This is a genomic window from Anaerophaga thermohalophila str. Valhall, from assembly GCF_000250735.1.
Classification (GTDB): Bacteria; Bacteroidota; Bacteroidia; order Bacteroidales; family Marinilabiliaceae; genus Anaerophaga; species Anaerophaga thermohalophila_A.
In genome coordinates this window covers 1-25,819 of the sequence record NZ_AHZV01000120.1, presented here as the reverse complement: position 1 = coordinate 25,819, position 25,819 = coordinate 1, and the positions used below count along the sequence as shown (strand labels likewise).

19 protein-coding genes and 1 pseudogene are annotated in these 25,819 nt (G+C 42.8%); 15 read left to right on the top strand and 5 right to left on the bottom strand.

All coding sequences use genetic code 11. The features are described from left to right. Positions 1-90 precede the first annotated feature (90 nt). A complete protein-coding gene (locus tag OQ5_RS0106410) occupies positions 91-330 on the bottom strand; it encodes a hypothetical protein (protein WP_026055143.1) in 240 nt (79 codons plus the stop codon). Between the two features lie 341 nt (positions 331-671). Between OQ5_RS0106410 and OQ5_RS0106405 the strand changes: the two genes are divergently transcribed. Together OQ5_RS0106405 and OQ5_RS0106400 are read left to right on the top strand one after the other, a co-directional pair. Then, positions 672-2,327 (top strand): NAD+ synthase, encoded by a 1,656-nt coding sequence (locus OQ5_RS0106405; protein ID WP_016776696.1) that lies wholly within the window; start codon positions 672-674, stop codon positions 2,325-2,327. Between the two features lie 82 nt (positions 2,328-2,409). Further along, entirely contained in the window at positions 2,410-2,730 is a 321-nt protein-coding gene (locus tag OQ5_RS0106400; RefSeq protein WP_016776695.1) for a type II toxin-antitoxin system PemK/MazF family toxin, read from the top strand. Positions 2,731-2,754: 24 nt separating this feature from the next. Here the strand turns inward: OQ5_RS0106400 and OQ5_RS24355 are convergent, their stop codons facing one another. From OQ5_RS24355 to OQ5_RS24345, 3 genes are read right to left on the bottom strand one after another with little or no spacing between them, the layout of a single operon-like run. After that, positions 2,755-3,246 (bottom strand): 4-(cytidine 5'-diphospho)-2-C-methyl-D-erythritol kinase, encoded by a 492-nt coding sequence (locus tag OQ5_RS24355; RefSeq protein WP_016776694.1) that lies wholly within the window; start codon positions 3,244-3,246, stop codon positions 2,755-2,757. Next, positions 3,200-3,373 (bottom strand): GHMP family kinase ATP-binding protein, encoded by a 174-nt coding sequence (locus OQ5_RS24350; RefSeq protein ID WP_255297414.1) that lies wholly within the window; start codon positions 3,371-3,373, stop codon positions 3,200-3,202. The genes OQ5_RS24355 and OQ5_RS24350 overlap by 47 nt, the downstream gene beginning before the upstream one ends. A 10-nt stretch (positions 3,374-3,383) precedes the next feature. Beyond that, entirely contained in the window at positions 3,384-3,596 is a 213-nt protein-coding gene (locus OQ5_RS24345) for a hypothetical protein (protein WP_016776690.1), read from the bottom strand. 70 nt (positions 3,597-3,666) lie between these two features. Between OQ5_RS24345 and OQ5_RS0106390 the strand changes: the two genes are divergently transcribed. The 3 genes from OQ5_RS0106390 to OQ5_RS0106380 all read left to right on the top strand — a co-directional run bounded on the left by OQ5_RS0106390 (position 3,667) and on the right by OQ5_RS0106380 (position 6,667). Continuing rightward, positions 3,667-5,286: a beta-N-acetylhexosaminidase gene (locus OQ5_RS0106390; protein ID WP_016776689.1), complete on the top strand. Its 1,620-nt coding sequence runs from the start codon at positions 3,667-3,669 to the stop codon at positions 5,284-5,286. Positions 5,287-5,568: 282 nt separating this feature from the next. Continuing rightward, positions 5,569-6,102, top strand: a complete 534-nt coding sequence (locus OQ5_RS0106385; RefSeq protein ID WP_100221893.1) for a hypothetical protein — start codon at positions 5,569-5,571, stop codon at positions 6,100-6,102. A 46-nt stretch (positions 6,103-6,148) separates the two neighbouring features. Continuing rightward, the gene (locus OQ5_RS0106380; RefSeq protein ID WP_016776687.1) at positions 6,149-6,667 is read left to right on the top strand and encodes a DUF4251 domain-containing protein; all 519 of its coding nucleotides are present in this window, start codon (positions 6,149-6,151) and stop codon (positions 6,665-6,667) included. Positions 6,668-6,774: 107 nt separating this feature from the next. Here the strand turns inward: OQ5_RS0106380 and OQ5_RS0106375 are convergent, their stop codons facing one another. Beyond that, entirely contained in the window at positions 6,775-9,690 is a 2,916-nt protein-coding gene (locus tag OQ5_RS0106375) for a triple tyrosine motif-containing protein (RefSeq protein ID WP_026055142.1), read from the bottom strand. A 672-nt stretch (positions 9,691-10,362) separates the two neighbouring features. Here OQ5_RS0106375 and OQ5_RS20440 point away from each other — a divergent pair. The 10 genes and pseudogenes from OQ5_RS20440 to OQ5_RS0106320 all read left to right on the top strand — a co-directional run bounded on the left by OQ5_RS20440 (position 10,363) and on the right by OQ5_RS0106320 (position 25,749). Then, a pseudogene (locus OQ5_RS20440) lies at positions 10,363-13,398 on the top strand (SusC/RagA family TonB-linked outer membrane protein). 11 nt (positions 13,399-13,409) lie between these two features. Next, on the top strand, positions 13,410-14,948 hold the full coding sequence (locus tag OQ5_RS0106365) for a RagB/SusD family nutrient uptake outer membrane protein (RefSeq protein ID WP_016776681.1): 1,539 nt from the start codon (positions 13,410-13,412) through the stop codon (positions 14,946-14,948). A gap of 12 nt (positions 14,949-14,960) precedes the next feature. Beyond that, on the top strand, positions 14,961-16,706 hold the full coding sequence (locus OQ5_RS0106360) for a LamG domain-containing protein (protein ID WP_016776680.1): 1,746 nt from the start codon (positions 14,961-14,963) through the stop codon (positions 16,704-16,706). A gap of 221 nt (positions 16,707-16,927) precedes the next feature. Next, positions 16,928-18,901, top strand: a complete 1,974-nt coding sequence (locus OQ5_RS0106355; protein WP_016776679.1) for a glucoamylase family protein — start codon at positions 16,928-16,930, stop codon at positions 18,899-18,901. Positions 18,902-18,935: 34 nt separating this feature from the next. After that, positions 18,936-19,094 carry a hypothetical protein gene (locus OQ5_RS23805; protein ID WP_016776678.1) on the top strand — a complete coding sequence of 53 codons (159 nt, stop codon included), beginning with the start codon at positions 18,936-18,938 and terminating at the stop codon, positions 19,092-19,094. 375 nt (positions 19,095-19,469) lie between these two features. Continuing rightward, positions 19,470-20,960 carry a glucoamylase family protein gene (locus OQ5_RS0106345; RefSeq protein ID WP_255297413.1) on the top strand — a complete coding sequence of 497 codons (1,491 nt, stop codon included), beginning with the start codon at positions 19,470-19,472 and terminating at the stop codon, positions 20,958-20,960. 21 nt (positions 20,961-20,981) lie between these two features. Then, positions 20,982-21,287: a glucoamylase family protein gene (locus tag OQ5_RS0106340; protein WP_016776676.1), complete on the top strand. Its 306-nt coding sequence runs from the start codon at positions 20,982-20,984 to the stop codon at positions 21,285-21,287. A 10-nt stretch (positions 21,288-21,297) separates the two neighbouring features. Next, positions 21,298-21,447, top strand: a complete 150-nt coding sequence (locus OQ5_RS23430; protein WP_016776675.1) for a hypothetical protein — start codon at positions 21,298-21,300, stop codon at positions 21,445-21,447. Between the two features lie 6 nt (positions 21,448-21,453). After that, on the top strand, positions 21,454-23,784 hold the full coding sequence (gene bglX, locus OQ5_RS0106330) for a beta-glucosidase BglX (RefSeq protein WP_016776674.1): 2,331 nt from the start codon (positions 21,454-21,456) through the stop codon (positions 23,782-23,784). A gap of 156 nt (positions 23,785-23,940) precedes the next feature. Then, positions 23,941-25,749, top strand: coding sequence for a family 43 glycosylhydrolase (locus OQ5_RS0106320; protein WP_016776672.1), 1,809 nt, complete (start codon positions 23,941-23,943; stop codon positions 25,747-25,749). The last annotated feature ends 70 nt before the right edge of the window (positions 25,750-25,819 follow it).

The following is a 25,819-nucleotide window of genomic DNA, read 5'->3' as shown; positions in this document are numbered from 1 at the left end:
GAAAACTTATGAATAAAGCAGGTTAAAACCCCCTTAAATAAAAAGGTTTTATTGACAATACCCTGTTAAATTTTTGTAAACACCTTATGTTTAATTAGAGGTTGCTGAAAAATCAGCAACCTGTTTCAAATTTATTTTCCATTGTTCTTTTTGGCATTGCCCCAAAAAGAACCAAAAAGGTCTGGATCGCTTAAACCTGGCTCCCCGCGAAAGCCAAAATTTCCGGCCATTGCGCAAGGCCATGAACGTCGCCCATTTTGGCTTCCCGCCATCCGCCGGCCCGGAAAGCGGACAGGCCACCGCGCCTTTTAAATAGATAAAGTCGTTCATTATTACGACATTCTTTTGAATTGCGATATGTTGACAATTAACATTTACAGGTGCAAACATTTTTAAAGATTTGTATGACAAACCTTGCACCTTAAAAGGGACTATTCGATGTAAATTATTTAAATATAATTCAGCAAGCCCTAATTGGTTATATTTAGGAGGATTACTTAAGTAAAATACAGATTTTCAACGGTATACGGATCATCTTATATCTTAAATCTAATAATCTGACCTTCTATTGAGTGAGGTACAGTAATAAATTTTTTTAAAAAAAGACTTTGCTTCAATGCGTCTCTGCGTTTAGACCTTATTTTAAGTACTAATTTTAAAAGCAATATTTTATGAAACTGGCCCTTGTTCAGTTAAACTATCACATAGGTAACTTTGAGTCGAACAGCAAAAAAATTATTTCTCATATCGACAAAGCCAAAGAGAGAGACGTCGATTTGGTTGTTTTCTCTGAACTGGCTGTTTGCGGATACCCGCCTCTTGATTTGTTGACTCGCAAGGAATTTGTGGAAGCCTCCATCAGTACTATTGAAACGATAGCTTCCCATTGTTTGGGTATCGCTGCTGTTGTGGGAGGGCCAAGTCTGAATCCCGAAGTCCGGGGTAAGCAATTACATAACTCGGCCTGGTTTCTGGCTGATGGAAAGGTAAAGGATGTGATTCATAAAACCCTGCTTCCCAACTATGATGTCTTTGACGAATATCGCTACTTCCAGGCCAATCAGGAGTTTAAGATTGTTAATTACAAAGGCCGGCGCATCGCCATCACCATTTGTGAAGATTTGTGGGACGACCAGCCATCGGAAGCCGATTTTGCCCGGAACAATCTTTATACGCTTTCGCCAATGCAAAAACTGGCTGCCCTTAAGCCCGATTTTATGGTCAACATTGCGGCTTCTCCGTTTTCGTATCATCAGGAAAATGTGCGGAAACAAGTTGTATGTAAAAAGGCAGCTGATTATCATATTCCCATTGCCTATGTAAATCAGGTGGGTGCCAATACGGAACTGATATTCGACGGTGGCTCTATGATGGTAAACAGTGAAGGGAACATAACTCATAAGCTTACCACTTTCTCGGAGTCATTCCTGGATATCGACATTGATCGTGTCGACAATGTTTCATCCGATCAGCTTTCCGAAACCAATCCCATAGAGTTGATTTACAATGGTTTGATTCTTGGTATTCGGGATTATTTTCAAAAGTCGGGTCTTCAAAAGGCGGTTCTTGGACTTTCAGGTGGCATCGATTCGGCAGTGACTGCAGTGTTGGCGGTTAAGGCACTTGGTTCTGATAATGTTCATGGACTGCTGTTGCCATCACAGTACAGCTCAGGGCATAGTGTGTCGGATGCGGAAACCTTGGCAAAAAATCTCGGTATCGAGACGCATACTGTGGCCATCAAAGACATCTACCAAAGTGTAGAAGATGCAATGAAAACCGTGTTTGGTGACAGAAAACCCGATGTGACCGAAGAAAATATTCAGGCCCGTATCCGCGGATTATTGTTGATGGCCTACTCGAACAAGTTCGGACATATTCTTCTGAATACTTCCAATAAGAGTGAAGCCGCTGTGGGATACGGAACGCTTTATGGCGATATGAATGGTGGACTGAGTGTACTTGGCGATGTTTACAAAACAGATGTGTTTAAGTTGGCCCGGTTTCTGAACGGGGAGGGAGAGATGATTCCCGAAAATACAATTGTGAAACCACCTTCGGCAGAACTAAGACCTGATCAGAAAGATTCCGACTCTTTACCCGACTATGATGTGCTCGACAAAGTTTTGTTTCGCTACATCGAACTGAACCGCTCGCCACAAAGCATTATCGAAGAGGGCTTTCCCGAAGCCCTGGTGCGAAAAACCGTACGACTTGTTAATTTTAATGAATATAAGCGTTTCCAGACTCCACCCATTTTAAGAGTTTCGGGCAAAGCCTTCGGTGTTGGCCGCCGAATGCCGCTGGTAGCGAGATATCACCTATGAGACAATGTTTCTATCGGAAAAAAGTCTGGCCGAAGATTGGCTTTCAGATGAAGATGACAGGTGGGATGAAGTTCTTTAAAAAATGAAGTACAAAAAAGGTGATATTGTAATTATCGGGTTTCCATTTTCAGATTTGTCCAGTACAAAGAAAAGGCCGGCCCTGATAATTTCCAACGATACAGTTAATAAAACAGGCGATTATTTGATGGTTCAAGTTACTTCAAAGATTCGTAACGACACCCTTTCGCTCCCGATAAACAAAACCGATTTTGTTAATGGCAATGAACTTCCACTACAAAGTTGTATCAGACTGCACAAGATGTTTCTCTTAAACGAAAGCCTGATTAAATATAAAAATACAGCTGTAAATACTGGTTTTCTTGGTTTGGTTATTGAGAAATGAAATGATAAATAAACTCTCTTATCTTTAACTATAGTTTACTCCAAAATCATTTATCTCCCCAAACCACACCCTGTTCTCCTCCTCCCAGGTGATCTCCGGTTTATTATTGAAGATACCGAAAACAGCAGAACCGCTTCCCGACATGGCAGCATATAAAGCCTCGTTTTTATAGAGCTTCGATTTTATTTCGGCAAGTTTCGGATACCGAGAAAAGGCATTGGCTTCAAAATCGTTGTTCAGAGATTCGGGCCATTTTTCAACAGGTGTTTTAATAATCTCTTCAAGTTTTTCAGCAGGAGGTTTTGGTACAATGTTTTGGTATGCTTCAGGGGTGGAAAGGTGAATCGGAGGTACAACAATCATAATCCATAAGCCTGTGAGTGAGATATTAACCGGTGAAAAGATGTTTCCGGTTCCACGAGCCAGAGTTGGTTGGTTGCGTATGAAAAAGGCACAATCGGCGCCTAATTCAGCAGCTTTTTTTTCCAGTTTTTTTCTCAGAAAGATCAAGGGCATATTGTTCATTAAGCAATTTCAGCATGAAGGCGGCATCGCTGGATCCTCCTCCCAGGCCTGCTCCGCAGGGGATGTTTTTATGCAGATGAATTTTCAGCGGAGGAATATGGTGGTCTTTCCTCAGCAAATCCAAAGCTTTAAAAACCAGATTTTCTTTCTTTTTTTGTCATGGTTTCTAAACCCGATTCCGAGAATTGGTCATCACTGCCATCGGTGTTGTTAATAACCTCAAGAACGTCATTGAAACCAGGTACGGGAAAGAAGATTGTTTCAATATTATGAAAGCCGTCGGGACGTTTCTTAGTCACAAATAATCCTAAATTTATTTTTACATTGGGAAAAACCACCATAATCCTTTATTTTTATTGCAAAGAAACAATAGTTCCGGTAAAATTTTTATAAACCACTTAAATTTTCATTATGAATATCATGAAAACGTCACTCAAGTTTTTGTTTGTGAGTGTTTTAGCTGTTTATACTATGTCGTGTGAAGAACAATATCCGCCAACCAACCTTGCCAATAACCACATCATTCCCAAGCCGGCCTCTGTAGTGGCAACGCATGGTACATTTGTTCTTGATAAAGATGCTGTTATTTTTTATGATTCCGGCAATGAGGACTTAAAAAAGAATGCCGGGTATCTGGCCGGGCTTTTACGTCCGTCAACAGGTTTTGTTATTGAAACCAAAGCAACATCTCAAAATCCGGGAGATGGTATTTATCTGACTACAGGAGCCGATAAAGACTCATTACTTGGAGAAGGGGGATACGAACTTGTGATTTCCGAAAAGCAGGTTAAAATTTCTTCACCTCATCCGGATGGGGTTTTTTACGGTATTCAAACAGTGCGTCAATTGCTACCCGCTGATATTGAATCTAAGGATGATACCACCCGTGAAAAATGGTTTTTACCAACCGGTAGGATCCGCGACTGGCCTGAGTACCAACATCGGGGGGCAATGCTCGATGTGTCGCGTCACTTTTTTGGTGTTGAGACAGTGAAGCGGTTCATTGATTATCTGGCGCTTTATAAATTTAATGTTCTGCATCTTCATCTTTCCGATGATCAGGGCTGGCGTATAGAAATTGAGTCATGGCCCAACCTTGCCAGGCATGGAGGTAGCACCGAAGTTGGCGGCGGCGAAGGTGGTTATTATACAAAGGACGACTATAAAGAGATTGTTGAGTATGCTGCAGATCACCATATCACTGTTATTCCGGAAATTGATATGCCTGGTCACACCAATGCTGCTCTTGCCTCATATCCCGAGCTGAATTGTGACGGGAAAGCGCGCGAATTGTATACCGGAACAAAAGTGGGATTCAGTACCCTGTGCACCGATAAAGAGATTGTTTATGAGTTTGTAGATGATGTTGTTCGTGAAATTTCGGAATTAACACCCGGCCCCTGGTTTCATATCGGCGGAGATGAGTCACATTCAACAGATCATGATGATTACGTTCGATTTGTTAATCGCGCCCGTGAAATTGTCAACTCATACGGGAAGAAAGTCATTGGTTGGGATGAAATTGCGCATGCCGATGTAAACAGTGAAGATGTGGTGCAGTTCTGGGCCAGGGAAAACAACGCATTACAGGGTGTGAAAAAAGGAGCCAGGGTGATCATGTCACCTTCCAGCCATGCATATATGGACATCAAGTATGATTCTACCACTGTGCTGGGGCTTACCTGGGCCGGGCTGACAGAAGTGGATGATGCTTACAACTGGGACCCGGTTGCTTTGGTTGACGGCATTGAAAAAATTGATATCATTGGTGTTGAGGCTCCGCTCTGGACAGAAACCATTGAATCGCTAGATGATATTGAATATATGACCTTCCCTCGTCTTCCCGGTTACGCCGAAATTGGATGGACGGCCACAGAAAACAGGTTCTGGGAAGATTATAAAGTTCGCCTCGGCAAACAAAAAGAACGTTTCGAAACCATGGATGTTAACTATTACAAATCTCCGCTGGTACCTTGGCAGGATGAGGAGGATATTTTTATTGATGAACAGAAGGAGGGAGAAGTTAAGTAGTGTCTGTCCATAAAGTGCCATTTGCTGTGTTACGCTCGCCGCCAAAATCCTCATTTACGAAAAGTAAACTCCGGTTTTGGCGGCTTCGCAAGCCTTGCAACTGGCACTTTCTGAACAGACACACATATTGTGAAAAATCTTGCGTGTTCATAGACACGCACTGAGTAGTGTCTGTCCATAAAGTAGGAAAAAGAACAAAAGCTCCCGGATATTAACCCACCCTCATGTTGATTTAAAAAAAATTAAGCAGTAATTTGCTTTTTGAATCAAGGCAACTTTATTATGAAACGGATTTTTCTTTCTCTGACTGTCGGTATTGCTTTTTTAGCAGCCTGTACACCCGTTAAGTTTGACCGGCCGCAGCCGGAGGGGGTTGAAAAGCTAATGGCTTTTCCTGATGATTTTGAGGGGTTTTATGTAGACGAAGGTGGAGATACGCTTCAAGTAACTTCCGGTGGATTTGAATATGGTTTTGGCAGTTCCGATTCCACATGCATGATAAGGTCATTATCCTCAGGAAACATGGTGTTGAAAAAATTCAAAGGTAATTATGTGTTGAGTTTAAATGAAGATGAATTGTGGGATGTTTTGTTGATTCGGCCGGCCACTGACGGTTTCGATCTGTGTACCATAGATGTCAGTAATAAAGATAGTATTAAAGTGGAACAACTTCGTGAGATAACCAAAGTTAAAACGGTTAGAAACTCTGATGATGAGGTTGAATATTATCTGATCAGTCCGGACAAATCAGCGTTTAGAAAGATTCTTAAAGCCGGTCTTTTTGTTGAAGGGGAGCATTTTCAACGAGTCAGGTAAACGGCGTTCTTATTTTAAGAGAGTTAAGTTCGAAAATGTTTAAATTATGGGACGAATTTTAATAATAATCTTATCGCTTACCTTTTTGCTTGGGTTGAATGTTTCGGTATTCGCTTATGCTGATGAGCAGGAAAAAAAGGAGAAGCGTCAGAGACAATATGAAGAGATACTCGCCCTGGTGAAAAGCGGACAATTTATATTTGAAGCCGACCGGGCTTTTCCGCAAAGCGGGTCATCTATAGACCTGACAACCAATTATGGCTATTTAAAAGTAACCGATTCAGTTGCAACCGCAGAACTTCCTTATTTTGGCAGAGCGTATAATGTTGACTATGGGGGGAACGGCGGAATTAATTTCTCGGGTAAAGCAAACGAAACCGAAATTTCAGAGAACCCGGCGAAAATGCGAATCCAATACTCTTTTGAAGTTAAGGACCGCGATATTTTTAAAATCATGATGGAAATCGGGTATGATGGAGATACCTCTTTAAGTGTTATTAGCAACGACAGAGCAGCCATCAGTTATAGTGGAAAAATAAGTGCTGTTGAAGAAGAGGAGCAATAGAATCACTCTGTATTACAGGATGCTTTATTGATTACTGCTGCTCTAAATCAGGCGGTTTCAATCATGTATAAGATGATATCCATACCTCATTGGGAAGATATTATACTTCAATCCGGGTTGTTTGAATTCTCACCATTTTGAAACGAGAGAATAAACTCCGTCAGATCGGTATCGGGTGGTAATCCTAATTTTTTCCTGAGCCGGTATCGGTGGTTTTCCACACCTCGGACAGAAATGCCCAGAAGGGGTGCTATCTCTTTTGATGTCAGGTTGATTCTCAAAAATGCGCATAGTCGCAAATCGCTGGGTGTCAGCTCCGGATATTCGCTTTTTATCGACTGCAGGAAAGTCTCATGTGCCAGGTTAAAATTATGCTCAAATACTTTCCAGTCATCATCACCCGAGATATTGCCATCGATCTTTTTAATCAGTTCTGAATAATATTTGTCGGGAAAGCGTGGGCCTAACTGCTCTTTCTGACGTTTTAGCTTGTCTTTAAGTGACATCAGGAATTCATTTTTTTTGATCATTTCAAGCGTGGAGTTAGCCAGCTGGCGGCTTTTAAAAGAGAGCTCGGATTGTAACTTTTCATTTCTGAGTCTGATGAGTTCTCTTTCTTTTTCTTCACGTTTATGTTTTTCGTTAAGCTTTACGCGTTTTACAGTAATGTACTTCCCCAGGAAGAAAAGGCCGAGAAACAACAAAGCATAAATGATTATAGCCGGTGTGGACTGATACCAGGGTGGTTTCACCTCGAGCACCAAAGTGTGTACTTTTGATGATTTTTGCCATTTATTTGTGGCCCGTACTTGAATATTGTATTCTCCTGTAGGGATTCGGTTTATTACAAAAGCGGGTTTTTCTGATGGTTCCGACCATTCATTGGTGAGTCCTTCAATTTTATATTGATACCTGATAATTTCTGCTGAATATAAGGGAAAAGAATATCTTAACGAGAGGTTGTTGCGGGCAAAAGGGATACTTATTTTTTCCCGGTATGGCGAAAGAGTTTTTCTGTCTCCCGACTGAGAATGGGATACAATTTCTCTGAGTTTGAGAGATTCCCGGGTGATTCTCTCCCCACTGTCTTCAGCTTCAGCATCCAGAAGAGCATATCCGTTTTCAAGGCACAGGATAGCCCTTTGGGCATCTATCGGGACAATATTTTCTTCTCTGGGGATGAGATCGTTTTGAAAGAGAGTGATTGGAAATTCTTTAATTTTTTCAATGCTGTTTTGTTTTATTCTGAACTGCGCAATTCCTCTGTCATTGATAAACCAATAGCGGTTATCGGGGGCTTCGGCTATGAAAAATGAGGATGAGTAGTCGCCCAGATTCCTGTTCAGAAATTCATAGGAAACAATGGCATCGTTCAGATCATCATAAGTATAAAGCGAATCATTATTAGTGAAAACAATGCGTCCTTCCACCTTAAAAGCCCTAATACTGCTACCCTGCCGCCAAAGAACGGAGTTTTTCCCGTAATGCTTTACCAAAAGTGTTGAGTCCAGACTCTCATTCAGGCGTATTTTATACAATCCATGATAAAGATGGCTGGCCCAAAGATTATTTCTGTGATCAAACTCAACAAATCTTATCAAATCGTTGAATCCTTTTACAGTATGTGAAAATTGCCATTGACCGCTGCTTTTTTCGTAGACAACCAGATCGGTATAGGTACTTTGAAGCAAATGATTCGGACGGTTGGGAATTCTTGTTATGGAATATCCGCCCGAGCGCTCTGATATTTTGGCAGCCTGGCAGTTATCAACAATAAAGGTTCCGGAATTGTGCCCTACAAAAAGAGTTCCGTCAATGACTTCGCAATCCCAAACCTGTCTCTGAGTGCCTTGCACGAGTTTGAATTGGTCGTTGGGTTGGTTCCATCTCTTACAAAACAAGCCTTGGTTGGTACCGGCATAAAAAATACCCTGATGTATAGCAGCTGAATAGAGGGCTCCCGGGGAATCGTGTCTGAACATGGTATACGACGATGTTGAGGAAAAAGAAATGAAATCGAGACCTTTGTCCGATGCTACCCATATATTTTCAGAACTGTCGCAGGCAAGTGAATGAACAGTATTGCTTTGTAACCCGCTTCTGGTGGTCAGATGTTGTTTTTCACTACCATCAGGCGAAAGAATTTTTATCCCGTTGAGGATGGTCCCGATGATTATTGTCCCGTCCGACTTACGTATGCCGTTATTGATGTTGTTGCGGACGAAGAATTCGGTTTGTTCGGGAGCCCATTCAACGTACTTTCCGGAAGCTGCATCATACAGGAACATCCCATGGCTTTCGGTACCAATCAGGTAATGATCTTTTAAATGGTATCCGGAGAAGAAATTTATGCTCTTATCCCTGAAAAAATCAGATTGCAGGAAGGGTATATATTTATTATTCTTGATTTTGTATAACCCCTGGGCCTGCAAGGCAATGATCAGTTCGTTGTTCACTACTGCAGACACTGTAATGAAACCATTTATTTTGATGAACTCAAACTGATTGCCGGAAAAAACATATATACCGGAAAATGACTGAAAGCAGACTGTCTCTCCGATTGTGTAGATGTGCCAGAATTCTTCATTTCTGGCAAAGAATTGTTCCACCTTATCAGTTAATGAGGTATATTCAAGTTTTCCGTTGTTGTTTCTTTTCCAGTACCCTATTTCCCTGTAACCGCCGGTAAATATCCGGTTGTGTTTATCGACAGCAATCGATCTTATTGCAAAGCCGTTGGGTGAAGGATTTATATGCCATGACACCCCGTCGAATTCGATTAATCCAATGCTGTTTCCAAAATAGGTATACCCTTCAGAATCAAATCCAATACACCAGTTTTTATTGGCCGCGTTGTAGTCGTGTTTGTTAAAATTGATTATCTGTGACTGTAGCTTCGTGCCTGTTTCTCCATTGTTGGCCCCGGCGCCATATAAACAGAAAAAGGAACAAAGCACAATTGTTACAATATATTTTATTCTAAGTTGTTTTGAGTAAATCATTTCCATAATCGGGTGCTTCATCAGTATATAATTTGTCTGATCTATCGGCCTGACAGCCTATGTCGAGTTGTCCATAAAGTACCACCTGCTTCGTCATGTTTGCCGCCAAAATCCTCATTTACGATTAGTAAACTCCGGTTTTGAGGTTTCGCAAGCCTCGCAATTGGCACTTTCTGAACAGACCCATGACCAGAAACAACTTTTGTGTATAGACCGACACTATGCCGTTTGCACGGGAAAGCCTGATACAGTAAATGGCTTCTTATGGTCAGCCACTAAATGCTGTCTTGGTGCTAACCTGTCTCATGGGAAGGGATGTCTGTTTTGATTAGGGACGCAAAAATATTTTATAATTGAAGCTTTTTTAGTCTTTCTGATGTTAAAATGCAAAAAAATGTTCAATTCACTGCTCAAATTTAATGACAAAATACCATTTAAAAGGGTAATTCTCCCGTTTTGATTCACTTTTGTTAAGAAAACCGGCTTTTTCTATCAAAAAAAATATCAAAAATATCAAAAATTAAATTACTGAAATTTAATGTATAATGCCAATTAATTCCATAAAAGATGAGTTAAAAGTGAAGTGATAAAATACATTTTTTAACAATGAGAGTTATTGGTGTAGTTAATTTTTCTTTAGACCGGGTATTGTGGTTGTAATTTTACTTCAGCAAAAACAAAAATTTTATAGTCATGAGAAAAACTCTGTTATTTATTTATTTTCTAATGGTATCTGTCTTTCTCTTCGGTCAGGAAGAGATTACTGTCCGCGGAACAGTGACAGATTCGGAAAATCTGGGAATCCCGGGTGTTTCTGTAGTGGTAGAAGGAACTACCCAGGGAACCATTACCGATATGGATGGTAATTATAATATGACAGTACCGCCAGATGTTAACCTTGTGTTCAGTTTTGTCGGCATGGAGACCGTCACTGTCCCGGTCAATGGGCGAAATGTCATTGATGTTACCATGGAATCTTCAGTAGTTGACCTTGAAGAGGTGGTGGTAGTGGGTTATGGTGAGATTAAAGCCAAGGACCTGACTTCCTCTATTGCAACTATTAAATCGGAAGAGTTGACAAAAACGCCAAGCGGCCAGGCGATGCAATCTCTGCAGGGAAAAGTAGCCGGCGTTCAGATTGTCAGTGCCGGCGCTCCGGGTAGTGAACCAACAGTTAGGATTCGCGGGATCGGCTCTTATCCCGGTAGCAGTGACTCGCAGCCTCTGTATGTTGTTGATGGGATGTACTTCGATAACATTGACTTTCTGAATCCATCGGATATAGAAACATTGTCGGTACTGAAAGATGCTTCAGCATCAGCGATTTATGGAGTCAGAGCGGCCAATGGCGTTGTTCTGATAACCACCAAAAAGGGTTCGTTAAATGAAAAACCACGGATTACTTATGAGGGGTACATTGGTGTTCAGGTTCCGCAAAATGTTCTGAAGATGGCCAATGCCGAGCAGTTTGTGGATTATGTAAATCAAACCGGAGATGAAGCCGATATTGAGTTCGTGCAAAATGCAATGCAGCGCTACGGCAGAAGCCGCGTGAACCCGAATGTGCCCGACGTGAATACCGACTGGTATGCAGAAATTATGAAGGATGCTGCCAGACAACAAAACCATTCGGTTACCATTTCCGGGGGTAGTGATAATACGGCTTACTCCTTAGGTGTTAGCTATTTCGAACAAGACGGATTGTTGGAAACAGCGAGGAACTCTTATGAGCGGATGAATATCCGCGGAAAGCTTGATTAGGAAGTGAATAATTGGTTGAAAGCAGGCATAAATCTAAATTTGAGTAGCGGGCTAAAATATTCAGCTAACGATGCTGCCTGGTTTAGTGCCTATCATGCCGTGCCTATTCTGCCAAAATACGATATGGAGAATTATGAAGCTCTTACAGAGAGTGGAATCCCCGATGCAAGTCCCTATTCAAGTGCTCATTTGCTCGGGTACAGAGGGGCACAAAATCCTTTTCTGCAACTTGATTACAGTAATAACCGCCAGGATTCCAAAAAGGTTCATAGCGGTATCTATAGTGAAATTTCATTCATTCCGAACAAACTCCGTTTCAAAACCACTTATAATGTCTCTCTGGGGGCAATTAAGAACAGAAACGTTGGTTTGCCTTATTTTGTAACGGATGATGCCAAAAGGCTTTTATCTTCTATTAGCACCGACAGGATAATTGATTATGACCAGTTTCTGGATAATGTTTTAACCTATTCGGACAGTTTTGGTAATCACAATCTTACCGTCATGCTCGGGCAATCTTACAGGGATGAAAGGTATGAATATCTTAGTGGATATGCTGAGGATATTCCTGAGCCACAAAATGCCTGGTATATCGGACAGTCTCGTTCTGAAACCTCGAAACAGGTGAATGACGGGGCAGAGAGAATTTATGGTCTGTCTTACTTTGGCCGTATTTCTTATAACTATGACAACAGGTATCTGGGCTATTTTACACTTAGACGGGAAGGAACGTCAAAATATCAGGAAAAATGGGGAACTTTTCCTGCCTTTGGTTTAGGCTGGGTTGTCTCCGAAGAGTCCTTTTTCAATAATGTTGATTTTGTAGATTTTCTGAAATTCAGAGCCGGCTGGGGACAGTTAGGAAATGATAAAATTGCCCGGGCGGCCGGAGAAAATACCACCAATCCTGTCTTTTTAGCCATTGATGATACTCAGGTAAATGGTACCATCACCACCAGTACATTCGGTTATCTTGAATGGGAAGTTGTGGAAGAAACCAATGTTGGTATCACAGCCAATTTTCTGGACAATCGTTTAAGATTGGAATCAGATTATTTTATAAGAGATACCAAAAAGGCTGCAATTCCTGTCAATCTTAAACTACAATCGGGAAGTATATTAAGAAATGTCGGCGAAATACGGAATTCCGGTCTGGAAGTAGTATTAAACTGGGATGATAATATTACCCGCGACTTGAAGTATTCTGTCGGAATAAATGTTTCAACATTGAAGAATGAGGTGCGCGATTTATACGGACAACCTTATCTGAATGGTGGTATAGCCGAGTTTCGGCAGCGTTCGCAGGTAGGTGAACCACTGCTTTCTTTTTACGGGTATGAGGTCGCAGGGGTCTATCAAAACCAGGCCGAAATTGATGCCGACCCGGTTGCCGTGGAGAACGGACTGGTTCCCGGAGATTTTAAATTTGTGGATCAGGACGGAAACGATGTAATCAATGATGATGATAAGGTGTTCCTGGGATCATACTTCCCCGATCTTACTTATGGTGCTTCATTAGGACTCACCTATAAAAATTTTGATTTCTCAATGAACATTATGGGACAAAGCGGGAATAAAATCCTGAACCGAAAAAGAGGTGAAATTATTTGGACTGATGATACCAATATTGATGCCGATCTGGCCACCGGTTTGTGGAATGGTGAAGGCACATCCAATAAATATCCGTCGGCATCGGGGTTACGACGAGGCTGGAACCAGAATTTCAGTGACTACCTGGTTGAAGACGGCTCTTTCTTCAGAATTCAGAATGTTCAGCTTGGATATAACCTTAACGGAACGCAATTGTTTGGAAAAGGGTTTCCCAATGCCAGGGTATTCGTAACCGCAGAAAGACCATTAACCGTATTCAGCTACAACGGATTTAACCCCGAAGTTCCCAACGGTATTGATCGTCAGTTTTATCCGGTTCCGTCAGTTTATACTGTTGGCTTAAATGTTAAATTCTAAACTCAACTAAAATGAAATTAAACAAAATATACAGATTTTATACACCGGTAATAGTTTTCGGGCTCATAATTTCGTTTTTCAGTTGTACTGAAAAGCTGGACGAGCCTTTCGAAAATGAATCTTTTACCAGTGATGTGGATTATTCCAAAGGCGAGGATATGATATTACCGCTTTTGGGAGCCTATCAGGCGTTGTATACCCGCGGATGGGAAGAACCTGTCACTTTGGGAATTCGTGGCGATGATGTGAATGCTGCCGGTGATCAGGTGCCCATGCAGGAGCAGGATGAATATAAATATTTTCCCAGTCATTGGAATCTGAATGCTGTATGGCAGAATCATTACAACGACATTATTACCGCGTTTACGGCCATGGAGGAAATTGAGAAATACCGTGCTGCAACCGGGAATGATGATTTGGCCGATCAGTACATTGCAGAGTGCCGGGTTATCAGGGCATTTTTATACCTTAACCTTGCCAGATCATTCGGAGGATGCATTGTGATTGATGAGTTGGATAATATTCAGAGTACACCGGTTAGTAATAAAGCCGAAGTAATGCAATACATTGTGGACGAAATGACAGCTGTAATACCTGATCTTCCTGCTGTTCATCCCAATAAGCGGACGGATATAAAAGGGGGAATGACCCAATATACAGCTTATGCCGTTCAGGCTTTGGCTTATCAGGAATTGGAGAATTATCAGGGAGTGGCAGATGCCACCTCCGAAATCATCAGTTCCGGTGAATATGAACTTGCCGATGACTACTATCATCTTTTCAAAAAAGCCGGTAAGCTGGATGATGAAAATATTCTTGAATTCCAGTATTCTGACTTTAATCAGGGTGAAGGTGATCATTTTCCTGAGAATATACCTATGTTTTCACCCTATGGAATTGGAGGCTGGACACCGGTTGTTACAGGAGCTGAAGGTGGCTGGGGGTTTTATGAACCTACTTTAAAGTACATCACGTTTATGCTCGACCGGGGCGAAACAGTTCGTCTGGAAACAAGTGTTGCTTTCACTCCGGATGGTATAACCGAGCTTCAAAATGAGTATGGAACCATTCCCGCATGGATAAGCAACACAAACAGGGAAGGAGACATTTTCAACAACAATGCCCGGCTGAACTTTGGCAGTGCTAAGTTTATTCAACCTTCCACTGAATTGACACCTGGCAGAACCGCACAGGGAAGCAACAAGAATCTGATTGTCATTCGTTACGCCGAGATGCTTCTTATGTACGCCGAAGCATTGACAAGGGGTGCGTCAGGCAACATTTCAATGACAGCTACCGAAGCTGTTAACCTTGTGCGTTCCAGAGCCAATTTATCTCCCCTGTCTGATGTAACCACACAAGATGTACTTGATGAGAAATTTGCTGAGTTGGCCACTGAATGGGGCATAAGATTTTATGACATGGTGCGTACAGAAAATACTTCCGAGCTAAGTTATGGCGGCAGGACCTTTACCATGGATAAAGCTTATCTCCCGTTCCCGGCCGATCAGGTAGCCGAGTTACCACAATTGGAAGAAGGAATTCAATAAAAACCTAAGGATATGAAAGTAGTATATAATAAATTATTCATTTTCGCATTGGCACTTTTGGTCTTCAATGCATGTGATCAAAAATACATTGATGACATTTCAAAAGTTGAGCCCGGCCCGGATGAGTCCGATCCCCAGATAACAGTAAATTTCCCTCCCGATGGCTATGAGCTCCAGACCAATGCTGAACTTGCTTCAATCGAGTTTGATTTTGAAGTAAGGGATGATATTGAAATTGGTTCTGTGACACTTGAAGTAGATGGTAGTGAAATTGCATCTTTTTCCGAATTTAAAGATTACCGGGTTTTTCTTAAAAAATATACTTTTGAGGAAGTTACAACCGGTTCTCACGTGTTTACGGTAACAGCTACCGACCTTGAAGGGAGAAGTTCGACCGTAAGTGTCACTTTCAAAAAAGCACCTCCTTACGTTCCCGAATATGAAGGCGAAATTTTCTATATGCCATTTAATAACGAGTTCAGGGAGATGAACAGCCTGGACCTGGCTACGGTTCAGGGAAATCCCGGCTTTGATGATGGCATTCAGGGTGGAACAGCTTATGCCGGTGCCACCGACGCCTATCTTACCTTCCCGACCACTATTTTGGAAGGTTCCACTGAGGTTAGCGCCAGTATGTGGATGAAGGTGGACGATTCGGCCGATCGTGCAGGTATCCTGGTGGTGGCTCCGCCTGCCGGCAACAACAACGACCGTACAAAAGGGTTCAGATTCTTCCGTGAAGCTGCCGGGAATATGCAGCGATTTAAGCTGAATGTGGGAACCGGCGATTCCGATACCTGGTTCGACGGTGGTGCGGCTGCTGACGTTACACCCAATACCGGAGAATGGGTGCATTTTGCCTTCAGCATTTCGGAAACCGAAGCCGCTGTTTATATCAATGGTGAAGTTGTAAAGCAAGGCGCTTTTGATGGTATTGACTGGACAGGTTGTGATTTGATCTCTATCATGTCGGGTGCACCCAATTGGACAGGATGGAATCATCTTTCAGACCTCAGTCTTTTGGATGAGCTTCGAATTTTCAATAAAGCGCTAACTCAGGAGGAGATTCAAACCATCATGCTGAAGGAGCAATCAACTTTCTATATGGACTTTAACGGAGATTACCAGGATGTCATAAGTGGAACCGATGCCACAGTTGTTGGCGATCCTTCTTTTGAATATGGCGCAGGTGTCTCAGGCGATGCTTACAAAGGTGCAGAAAATGCGTACCTTACTTTTTCTGCCGATGATATCGATGTGCAGGCTGACGCGTTTGGAGCAAGTTTCTGGTTGAATATCAATGGTGTTCCGGACAGAGCAGGAATCCTGGTGATGGGACCTGAGGATGCTGCAAATCCGGACGCTCAAAACGATCGCACACGCGGATTCAGGTTCTTCCGTGAAGCTGCCGGAGATATGCAGAGATTTAAACTGAATGTGGGAACCGGCGATTCCGATAGCTGGTTTGACGGAGGTGAAGCCGCTGATGTGGCGCCCAATACAGGTGAATGGGTGCACTTTGCTTTTGCCATCGACAATACTGAAGCCAGAGTATACATCAATGGTGTTGAGGTGAAACAGGGTGCATTTGACGGCATCGACTGGACGGGATGTGATCTTTTGTCCATCATGTCGGGTGCTCCACGTTTTACCGGCTGGGGTCATTTATCTGACCAAAGTCTGATGGATGAATTGTACTTTTTCGATAAAGCCATTTCTGCAGAGGAGGTGACTCTGTTAATGAATGATGGTTTGTAGATCACACAACTAATGTAAGTTTTTATGACCCGCCGTTTATTTCCGGCGGGTCATAATTTTCTCTTTGCCTTATATATAACAGTCCGTTAAACTTTTACAATACATTGCAAATCAATTGTTTGTGATTAAAAGTTTTTATTAAAATGCAGTATATCACCAGATTATATAAATTATCTAATATCTGATAATCTAATAATCTAATATCTACTTAATCTATTTAGATGCGCGAATTACTCTTTCTGCCGTTATTGTTTGTTTTGCTGATTTCTGTTTCATGCAAAGATGATTCTGATTCTGAGGTAGAGACAGAAAAGCTTTCTGTTTCCTATGTTTATATTGGAGACAGGGAATTATCGACAGCCGGTGATAACAACGATGTGTCTGTTGATGAACCGGTCCAGATCAGGTTTGACAAACCGGTTAAACTCCAATCGGTTGAGGAAAATATTACACTTGAAAATTCTGCCGGTCAGCTGGTAGAATTGACTTTTTCCCCTTTTGATCAGAATAAACTTTTCAAAATAGATCATCCCGTGCTGGCTGAAAACAGCACCTACACGCTTACTATTTCCGGGTTACTGGAGGGAGAGGGCAACGAAACTTTTGATGAACAGATTTATGTTTTCTCCACCCTTACAAATCCTTTGGTTTTGGAATCCATTTTGATAGACGATGAGGAAATTAATCCGACGCAGCGCATTATGGATGTCAGCCGAAATCCTCGAATTGATTTCCATTTTAATATTCCGGTGGAAACCGATGATTTTGGCGACTATTCATCGTTAAGCACCAATGGTATTCAGGTGGCGTATACTTTGAGTCAGTCGGATGATAAGACCATTTCATTATCAGCCGTTCAGACGCTGGAGGATTACAAGAAATACCGGATCAGAATTTCTTCAAATATTGAACAACGAACCGGTCGTCCTTTTGACGGACTGGATATGACCTTTTTCACTCAACTGGATTCTACACCCAAATTTCCTGAAATTACCGACGAAGAACTGTTGACCAGGATTCAACAGCAAACGTTTAAGTATTTCTGGGATTTCGGACATCCTGTAAGCGGTTTGGCCCGCGAACGCAATACTTCAGGTGAAACGGTAACTTCCGGCGGTTCAGGATTTGGTATCATGGCCATTATTGTTGGTATTGAACGAGGATTTATCACACGCGATGAAGGAATTGACCGGTTACACACCATTGTTGATTTTCTTGAAACCGCCGATCGCTTTCATGGTGCATGGTCTCACTGGCTCAATGGAAGCACCGGAGAGGCTTTACCTTTTAGTTCAAAAGACAATGGCGGCGATCTTGTGGAAACATCATATATGGCAGCCGGGTTACTGACTGCCCGTCAATATTTGAATGCCTCTGATCCTGACGAAAATGTGCTGATAGACAAGATTAATGCCTTATGGAATGCTATTGAATGGGACTGGTATACCCGGGGTGGACAAAATGTGCTTTACTGGCACTGGTCGCCCGACTACGACTGGGAGATGAACATGCAGATCAAAGGGTATAATGAAGCTTTAATAACCTTTATCATGGCTGCTTCGTCCTCTACACATTCCATTTCTGCCGATGTGTATCATCAGGGATGGGCACTTGACGGGGAAATTGTTAATGGCAATGACTATTATGGAATTCCTCTGCCCCTGGGTCAGCAATATGGCGGACCTTTATTTTTTGCACATTATACTTTTATGGGAATTGATCCTCGGAATCTTTCCGATCGATATGCCAGTTATTGGGAACAAAACCGTAATCACACTCTTATCAACCGGGCACATTGTATTACCAATCCGAATAATTATGTCGGTTATAGTGAAGAATGCTGGGGACTTACTGCAAGTGACAATCATGAGGGATATTCAGCTCATTCACCCACCAATGATCCGGGGGTGATTACCCCCACTGCCGCTATTTCTTCTATTCCTTATACCCCGGAAGAATCGATGGCTGCCATACGCTTTTTTTATTATCAGATGGGCGACCGACTGTGGGGTGAATACGGTTTTTACGATGCTTTTAACGTAACGGAAGAGTGGACGGCCGACTCATATCTGGCCATCGACCAGGGACCTGTTATTGTGATGATAGAAAACTACCGTACCGGTCTGATATGGAATTTGCTCATGTCCTGTCCTGAGGTACAGGCTGGTCTCTCAAAACTGGGATTTAGTTATTAATAACTGAATCTGAAGAGCCCCGGGGCAGGAAAAAATGCCCGGGAAGGGTAAAAAATGCCCGGGGAAGGTAGAAAATGCCCGGGGCAGAAAAAAAATGCCCGGGGAAAGAAGAAAATACCCGGGGAACGGTAGAAAATGCCCGGGGATGACAGAAAATTCCCGGGGAAAGAAGAAAACGCCCGGGGAAGGTTGAAAATAACTAGTACTAGTGCGTGTCTATAAAATCGCAAAGATTTTTACAATATGTGTGTCAGTTCAGAAAGTGCCGGTTGCAAGGCTTGCGAAGCCGCCAAAAAAGCAGTTTACTTTTCGTAAATGAGTATTTTGGCGGCGAGCGTAACACAGCAAATGTACTTTATGAACAGACACTAATTACAATAGATCGTTAGATTATTAGATATTAGATTATTAGATTATCAGATATTAGATAATTTATATAATCTTGTGATATACTGCATTTTAATAAAAAATTTTTAATCACAAACAATTGATTTGCAATGTATTGTAAAAGTTTAACGGAGCATTGTAATTAAGGACAGGAGAAAAAGGCTAAATCCTAACTTCTTATATGACTCCAATCTCCAAAAAAGCGAGGTGGGAGTGGGAGTGGTTAAATGAACAACATCTAATAAGGAAAATGATGAACAAAGTAATTAACATATTAAAGCTGACCGTTGTTTTTATTGCTTTCTTTATGGCAGCTTGCAATTCCGGCAGTAAAAAGTCCGGAGAAACTACGAAAACAAATGCCAACGAAATATCGGATGATTCACTGTTGAATCTTGTGCAATATCGCACATTTCAATATTTCTGGGATGGGGCTGAGCCTAATTCGGGTATGGCACGTGAAAGATTTCATGTGGACGGCCATTATCCCCAGAACGACAAGCATATTGTCACCACCGGTGGCAGCGGATTTGGTCTGATGGCCATTCTGGTAGGTGTGGAACGGGGCTTTATCTCCAGAGAAGAAGCCTTTCAGAGGTTTCAGAAAATAGTTGGTTTTCTTGAAAAGGCCGATCGTTTTCATGGTGCCTGGCCGCACTGGTTAAATGGGGAATCCGGAAAAGTAAAGCCATTTTCTAAGTATGATGACGGAGGGGACCTGGTAGAAACTGCTTTTCTGGTGCAGGGGCTGCTGGCTGTGAAACAATATTTTAAAGATGGTACTGAGGCCGAAAAACATCTGGCCGAAAAAATCGACCGGTTATGGCGTGAAGTGGAATGGAACTGGTACACTAAAGGGGGAGAAAACATCCTTTACTGGCACTGGTCGCCTAACCACGGCTGGAAAATGAATTTTGGTGTTACAGGCTATAACGAGTGCATGATTATGTACATTCTGGCAGCTTCATCGCCTACTCATCCTGTCGACCCGGATGTTTACCACAAAGGTTGGGCGATGAATGGCGACATTGTTGTTAAGAATACAACATTTGGTCATACATTAACGCTTAAGCATCATGTTGATCCCCAAAAAGGGGGGCCTTTGTTTTGGGCGCATTATTCATGGCTTGGGCTCGATCCCCGGGGCCTTTCCGACCGTTACGCCAATTACTGGGACAACAACGTGGCGCATACGCTGATCAATCGTCAGCATTGCGTTAATAATCCAGACAACTATAAGGGTTACGGGGAGAATTGTTGGGGGCTTACTTCCAGCTACACTGTCCCCGGAGCCGCAGCTTATGTGAGAGGGCAAACCAATGAAAAACCATCGCCCGGGAATTCCGATCAAACAAGTTATGCCGGACACAGGCCTTCTTTCGATCTTGGCGTCATTGCGCCAACGGCTGCATTATCTTCCATGCCTTACGCTCCGGATAAGGTAATGCCGGTCATTCGTCACTTTTATGAAGATTTGGGAGATAAAATTTGGGGGCCTTACGGGTTTTACGATGCTTTCAGTGAAGAGTATGAATGGTATCCCAGACGCTACCTGGCCATTGATCAGGGCCCCGTTCCGGTGATGATTGAAAACTACCGAACAGGCCTGCTGTGGGAGCTTTTTATGCAGGATGAGGATGTTCAGAAAGGGCTTGATAAGCTGGGTTTTTAACCATCTAAAAGAAATAAAATCATGCAAACACATAAGATTCTCATTTTGCTTTTGGGCATTACAACGGGCAGTATCAATACTTTCGCGAAAGAGCCCCATTACTTTCCTTACCTTTACTGGCACTGGTCGCCCAGGCATGCCTGGCACATCGATCACCGGTTGATAGGCTGGAACGAGACCCTGATTACCTATTTCCTGGGTATCGCATCTTCTTCGCATGGTATTGATCCCGGAATGTATTATTCGGGATGGGCGTCACAGGACACCATTGCCCGCGATTACAGGGTCAACTGGGGAAAAACTGCAGAAGGATTAAAAACAAACTAAAAAAGAGGAAGTGAATTTCAGGTCTTCCAAAGATCAAATGCCTGTGATGGAGAAACTTTGTCTGGCAAATCCGGAGGAAGGGAAAGAGCAATTGAAAATAAAAAACAGCTCGGGAAAAAGAATGATGCTTGATTATCTGAAATTTGAATCTGTAAAATAAATTATCATGAGAAAAATAAAATTATCAATAGTAGTTATACTGGGCCTGGTTTTGCCTCTTGTATCGTGTGGAAATATTGAATCCACCGGCAATGCCCCGCAATGGAAGAGCTACAGCGGTGATCCGGTAATAGAGAGAAAGGTGGATTCGGTGCTAAACCTGATGACACTGGAAGAGAAAATAGGGCAGATGAATCAGTATTCCGGAAATTTTGCGGTTACGGGAGAGGTAGCTGAAACCAAAGCAGGAGAATATTTGAAAAAAGGAATGATCGGAAGCACATTTAACACTTTTGGAGCCGATCATATAAGAATGCTTCAGGAACAAAATCTAAAATATTCAAGGTTGAAAATTCCCATGCTTTTTGCAGCCGATGTCATTCACGGTCTGGAAACCACCTTCCCCATACCGTTGGCCGAAGCATGCTCATGGGATTTGGAACTGATGGAACAAAGCGCCCGTATCGCTGCTGAAGAGGCAACGGCATCCGGTATTGCCTGGAATTTTGCGCCTATGATCGACATAGCCCGCGATCCCCGTTGGGGCCGCGTGATGGAAGGTGCCGGAGAAGACCCTTACCTTGGAAGTCTGGTGGCTCGTGCCCGTGTAAAAGGATTTCAGGGGATAGAAACCTATAAAGATTTTTCCAAAATCAACACCATGATGGCTACCAGCAAGCACTTTGTCGGGTATGGTGCTGCCCAGGCAGGTCGCGACTATCATTCGGTTGATATGTCTGTTCGGACACTTCATGAAACTTATCTGCCTCCGTTTAAAGCAGCTGTTGATGAGGGGGTAACTTCCTTTATGACCGCTTTTAATGATTTAAACGGGGTTCCCTGTACCGGAAATAAATATCTTTTTAAGGAAATATTGCGCGACCAATGGGGGTTTGGCGGAATGGTGGTTACCGATTATACTGCCATTCAGGAAATGGTGGCCCACGGATTTGCCAGGGATATTAAACATGCTACAGAGTTGGCCATTGATGCAGGTATCGACATGGATATGATCAGTGAAGGTTTCGTTACCTGTCTGAAAGAGTTGGTTGAGGAAGGCAAGGTCTCTGAAAAACAAATTGACGTTGCTGTTTCCCGCATTCTGGAAATGAAATTTTTGCTGGGCTTGTTTGATGACCCCTTCAAATATTGTGATGCAGAACGCCAAAAGAAGACGGTAATGAATCCCGAATACCTGAAGGCTGCCAGGGAAGTGGCTCAGCGATCAATTGTCCTTCTTGAGAATAAAAACAATGTGTTGCCTCTGGAGAAGGATGAACCAAAGCGTGTGGCTCTTATCGGACCGTTTGTGAAGGAACGTGAAAGTCTTAACGGAGAATGGGCCATTAAAGGTGACCGTAGTAAGTCTGTTACCCTGATGGAAGGCCTGCAGGAAAAATATCGGGATTCTCAGGTTAAGTTTTCTTATGCACAGGGAACCTCCTTACCGGTTATTGACAGAACCACGCAAAAAGTTTCTACAACCACGGTACCCGACAGAAGTGGCTTCCCTGAGGCAATTAATCTTGCCCGAAACAGTGATGTCATCCTGGTGGCCATGGGCGAGAAGTATCATTGGTCGGGTGAGGCAGCCAGCCGCACCGACATTACTTTGCCAGGGAATCAGCGTGAACTTCTGAAAGAATTGAAAAAGACCGGAAAACCGATTATCCTGGTACTGTTTAATGGTCGTCCTTTAGATTTATCGTGGGAAGCAGAAAACATGGATGCCATTGTTGAAGCATGGTATCCCGGAACAATGGCCGGACATGCTGTCGCTGACGTGCTTTCGGGCGATTACAACCCGTCTGCCAAACTGGTGATGACTTTTCCACGCAACGTTGGACAGATTCCCATCTTCTATAATGTTAAAAACACCGGACGGCCTTTTGACGAAAATAATCCTGCTGATTATCGCTCTTCTTATATTGACAGCCCCAATAGTCCGGTTTATCCTTTTGGCTATGGGCTGAGTTATACCTCTTTCGAATACACCAACGCGATGATCAGTTCCAAAAAACTGGAACGCGGAGGAGACCTGACCGTCTCGGTTGATGTAACCAATACCGGAAATATGGACGGTGAAGAAGTGGTGCAGCTCTATATTCACGATAAAGTGGGGTCTGTTGTACGTCCCGTAAAAGAGTTGAAAGGATTTAAAAAGATACATCTTAAGAAAGGAGAAACAAAGGCCGTTGAATTTACCATCGATGAAGAGATGCTGAAAATGTACAATATCGATATGGAATGGGTGGCTGAACCCGGTGAATTTGAAGCCTGGATCGGAGCCAGTTCGGCCGATGAATCCAATCATCTGGAGTTTTCCCTGGTTGAGTAATCAATATCTACATAGGAACCAATTCTGCTGAAGTCAAATCAGTACAGGTCAACCGGGAAAAGTAAAACAAATATATCAGGGTTTGCCAAGATATTTAAAGGCTCTGAAAGACGAAATATCATAAAACCCCTGTCGCCCCGTGCAAAAATAAACACTATGAAAAAAACAGGATACATACTTACATCGGCGGTATTACTCCTGAGCACTTCAATTAGCAAGGCTCAGGAAATAATACCGGAGACGTACTGCAATCCGCTGGATATCGACTATACTTATATGGTTTACAATTCGGCAATGAATATCTCCTATCGCTCCGGCGCCGATCCGGCAGTGGTCGAATTTCGTGATGAGTACTATATGTTTGTAACCCGTTCATTCGGTTACTGGCATTCCACTGATCTGGTGAACTGGGAATTTATTGAACCCGAAAAATGGTTCTTTGAAGGTTCAAATGCACCGACGGCTTTTAACTATAAAGATTCGGTAATCTATTTTGCCGGGGATCCGGCCGGTTACGGGAGTATTCTCTATACCGATGATCCAAAAAGCGGGAAATGGAAACCTACAGCTTCAATCACTAATAATATTCAGGATTCGGAACTATTTATCGACGATGACGGAAAGACTTATCTGTACTGGGGCTCTTCCAATGTGCATCCCATAAGGGTGAAAATGTTGGATAAGGATGACCGCTTCCTTGAAACCGGCGTAAAAAAAGACCTGATCAACCTTGTTGAAGAAGAACATGGCTGGGAACGGTTTGGCGAAAACAATTTTCACCCTGTTTTAAAGGAGGGATATATTGAAGGAGCATCTATGACCAAACACAACGGGAAATACTATCTGCAATATGCGGCTCCGGGGACACAATTTAATGTTTACGGCGATGGTGTTTACATTGGGGATTCTCCGCTCGGACCGTTTGAGTATATGAAGAATAACCCGATGAGTTTCAAGCCTGGCGGATTTACCAACGGTGCCGGTCATGGCATGACCATGCAACAAACCAACGGGCAGTACTGGCATTTTGCCACCATGGCACTGGCGTCCAATTCTCATTGGGAACGCCGGCTTTGTATGTTTCCCACCTATTTTGACGAGGATGGCCTGATGTATTCCAATACCCATTATGGCGATTATCCGCGTTATGCACCCAATCATCCTACCAGGGCCGGTCAGCATACCGGGTGGATGTTACTTTCCTACAAAGGAAAGACCACGGTTTCTTCATCGAAAGAGCAGATCCGGAAAAGCACCTCTACTGACGGGGAATATGACATCACGGAAATGCCTTTGAAAACAAATGATGAAGGTGAAATAATTTCGGTAGTTCTGACCGATGAAAGTCCAAAGTCTTTTTGGGTAGCCGAAGCCAATGATGATGAGCAATGGGTGGAAATTGAAATGCTCTCGCCCGGGAAGATATACGCGTTTCAGGTGAATTTTCACGACCATAACACAGGTATCTACACACGTGTAAATGGTTTGCGGCACCGTTTTACCATCGAAGTGTCGGAAGACGGGGAGAACTGGGAAACGGTGGTCGACCGGAGCGACAGTTACAAGGATGCTCCCAATGCCTATATTGTCCTCAATCAGCCGGTTCGGGCAAAGTTTGTTCGCTACAACAATGTAAAAGTTCCGGGGAAAAACCTCGGCCTCTCCGAGATTCGGGTATTTGGTAAAGGTTACGGTGAAAAACCTGCACAAGTGAAGAATTTTAAAGTGAACCGCCAGGAAGACAGGAGAAATGCTTCCTTCTCCTGGGAGCCGGTAGAAGGCGCCCAGGGCTACAACATCCGCTGGGGCATTGCGCCAGACAAACTGTACCAGTCATGGCTTGTTTATGATGTAAATGAGCATTTTATGCGTAATCTGGACCGGGACACAGAATATTATTTCTCTATCGAAGCCTTTAATGAGAATGGGATTTCTGAGAAAACGGACATAATAAAAATAAAATAATGATTGATATGATGAAATGAGCATGGCAGGGATTGCCACAAAAAGAATATATTAAAATCTTTCACTACTG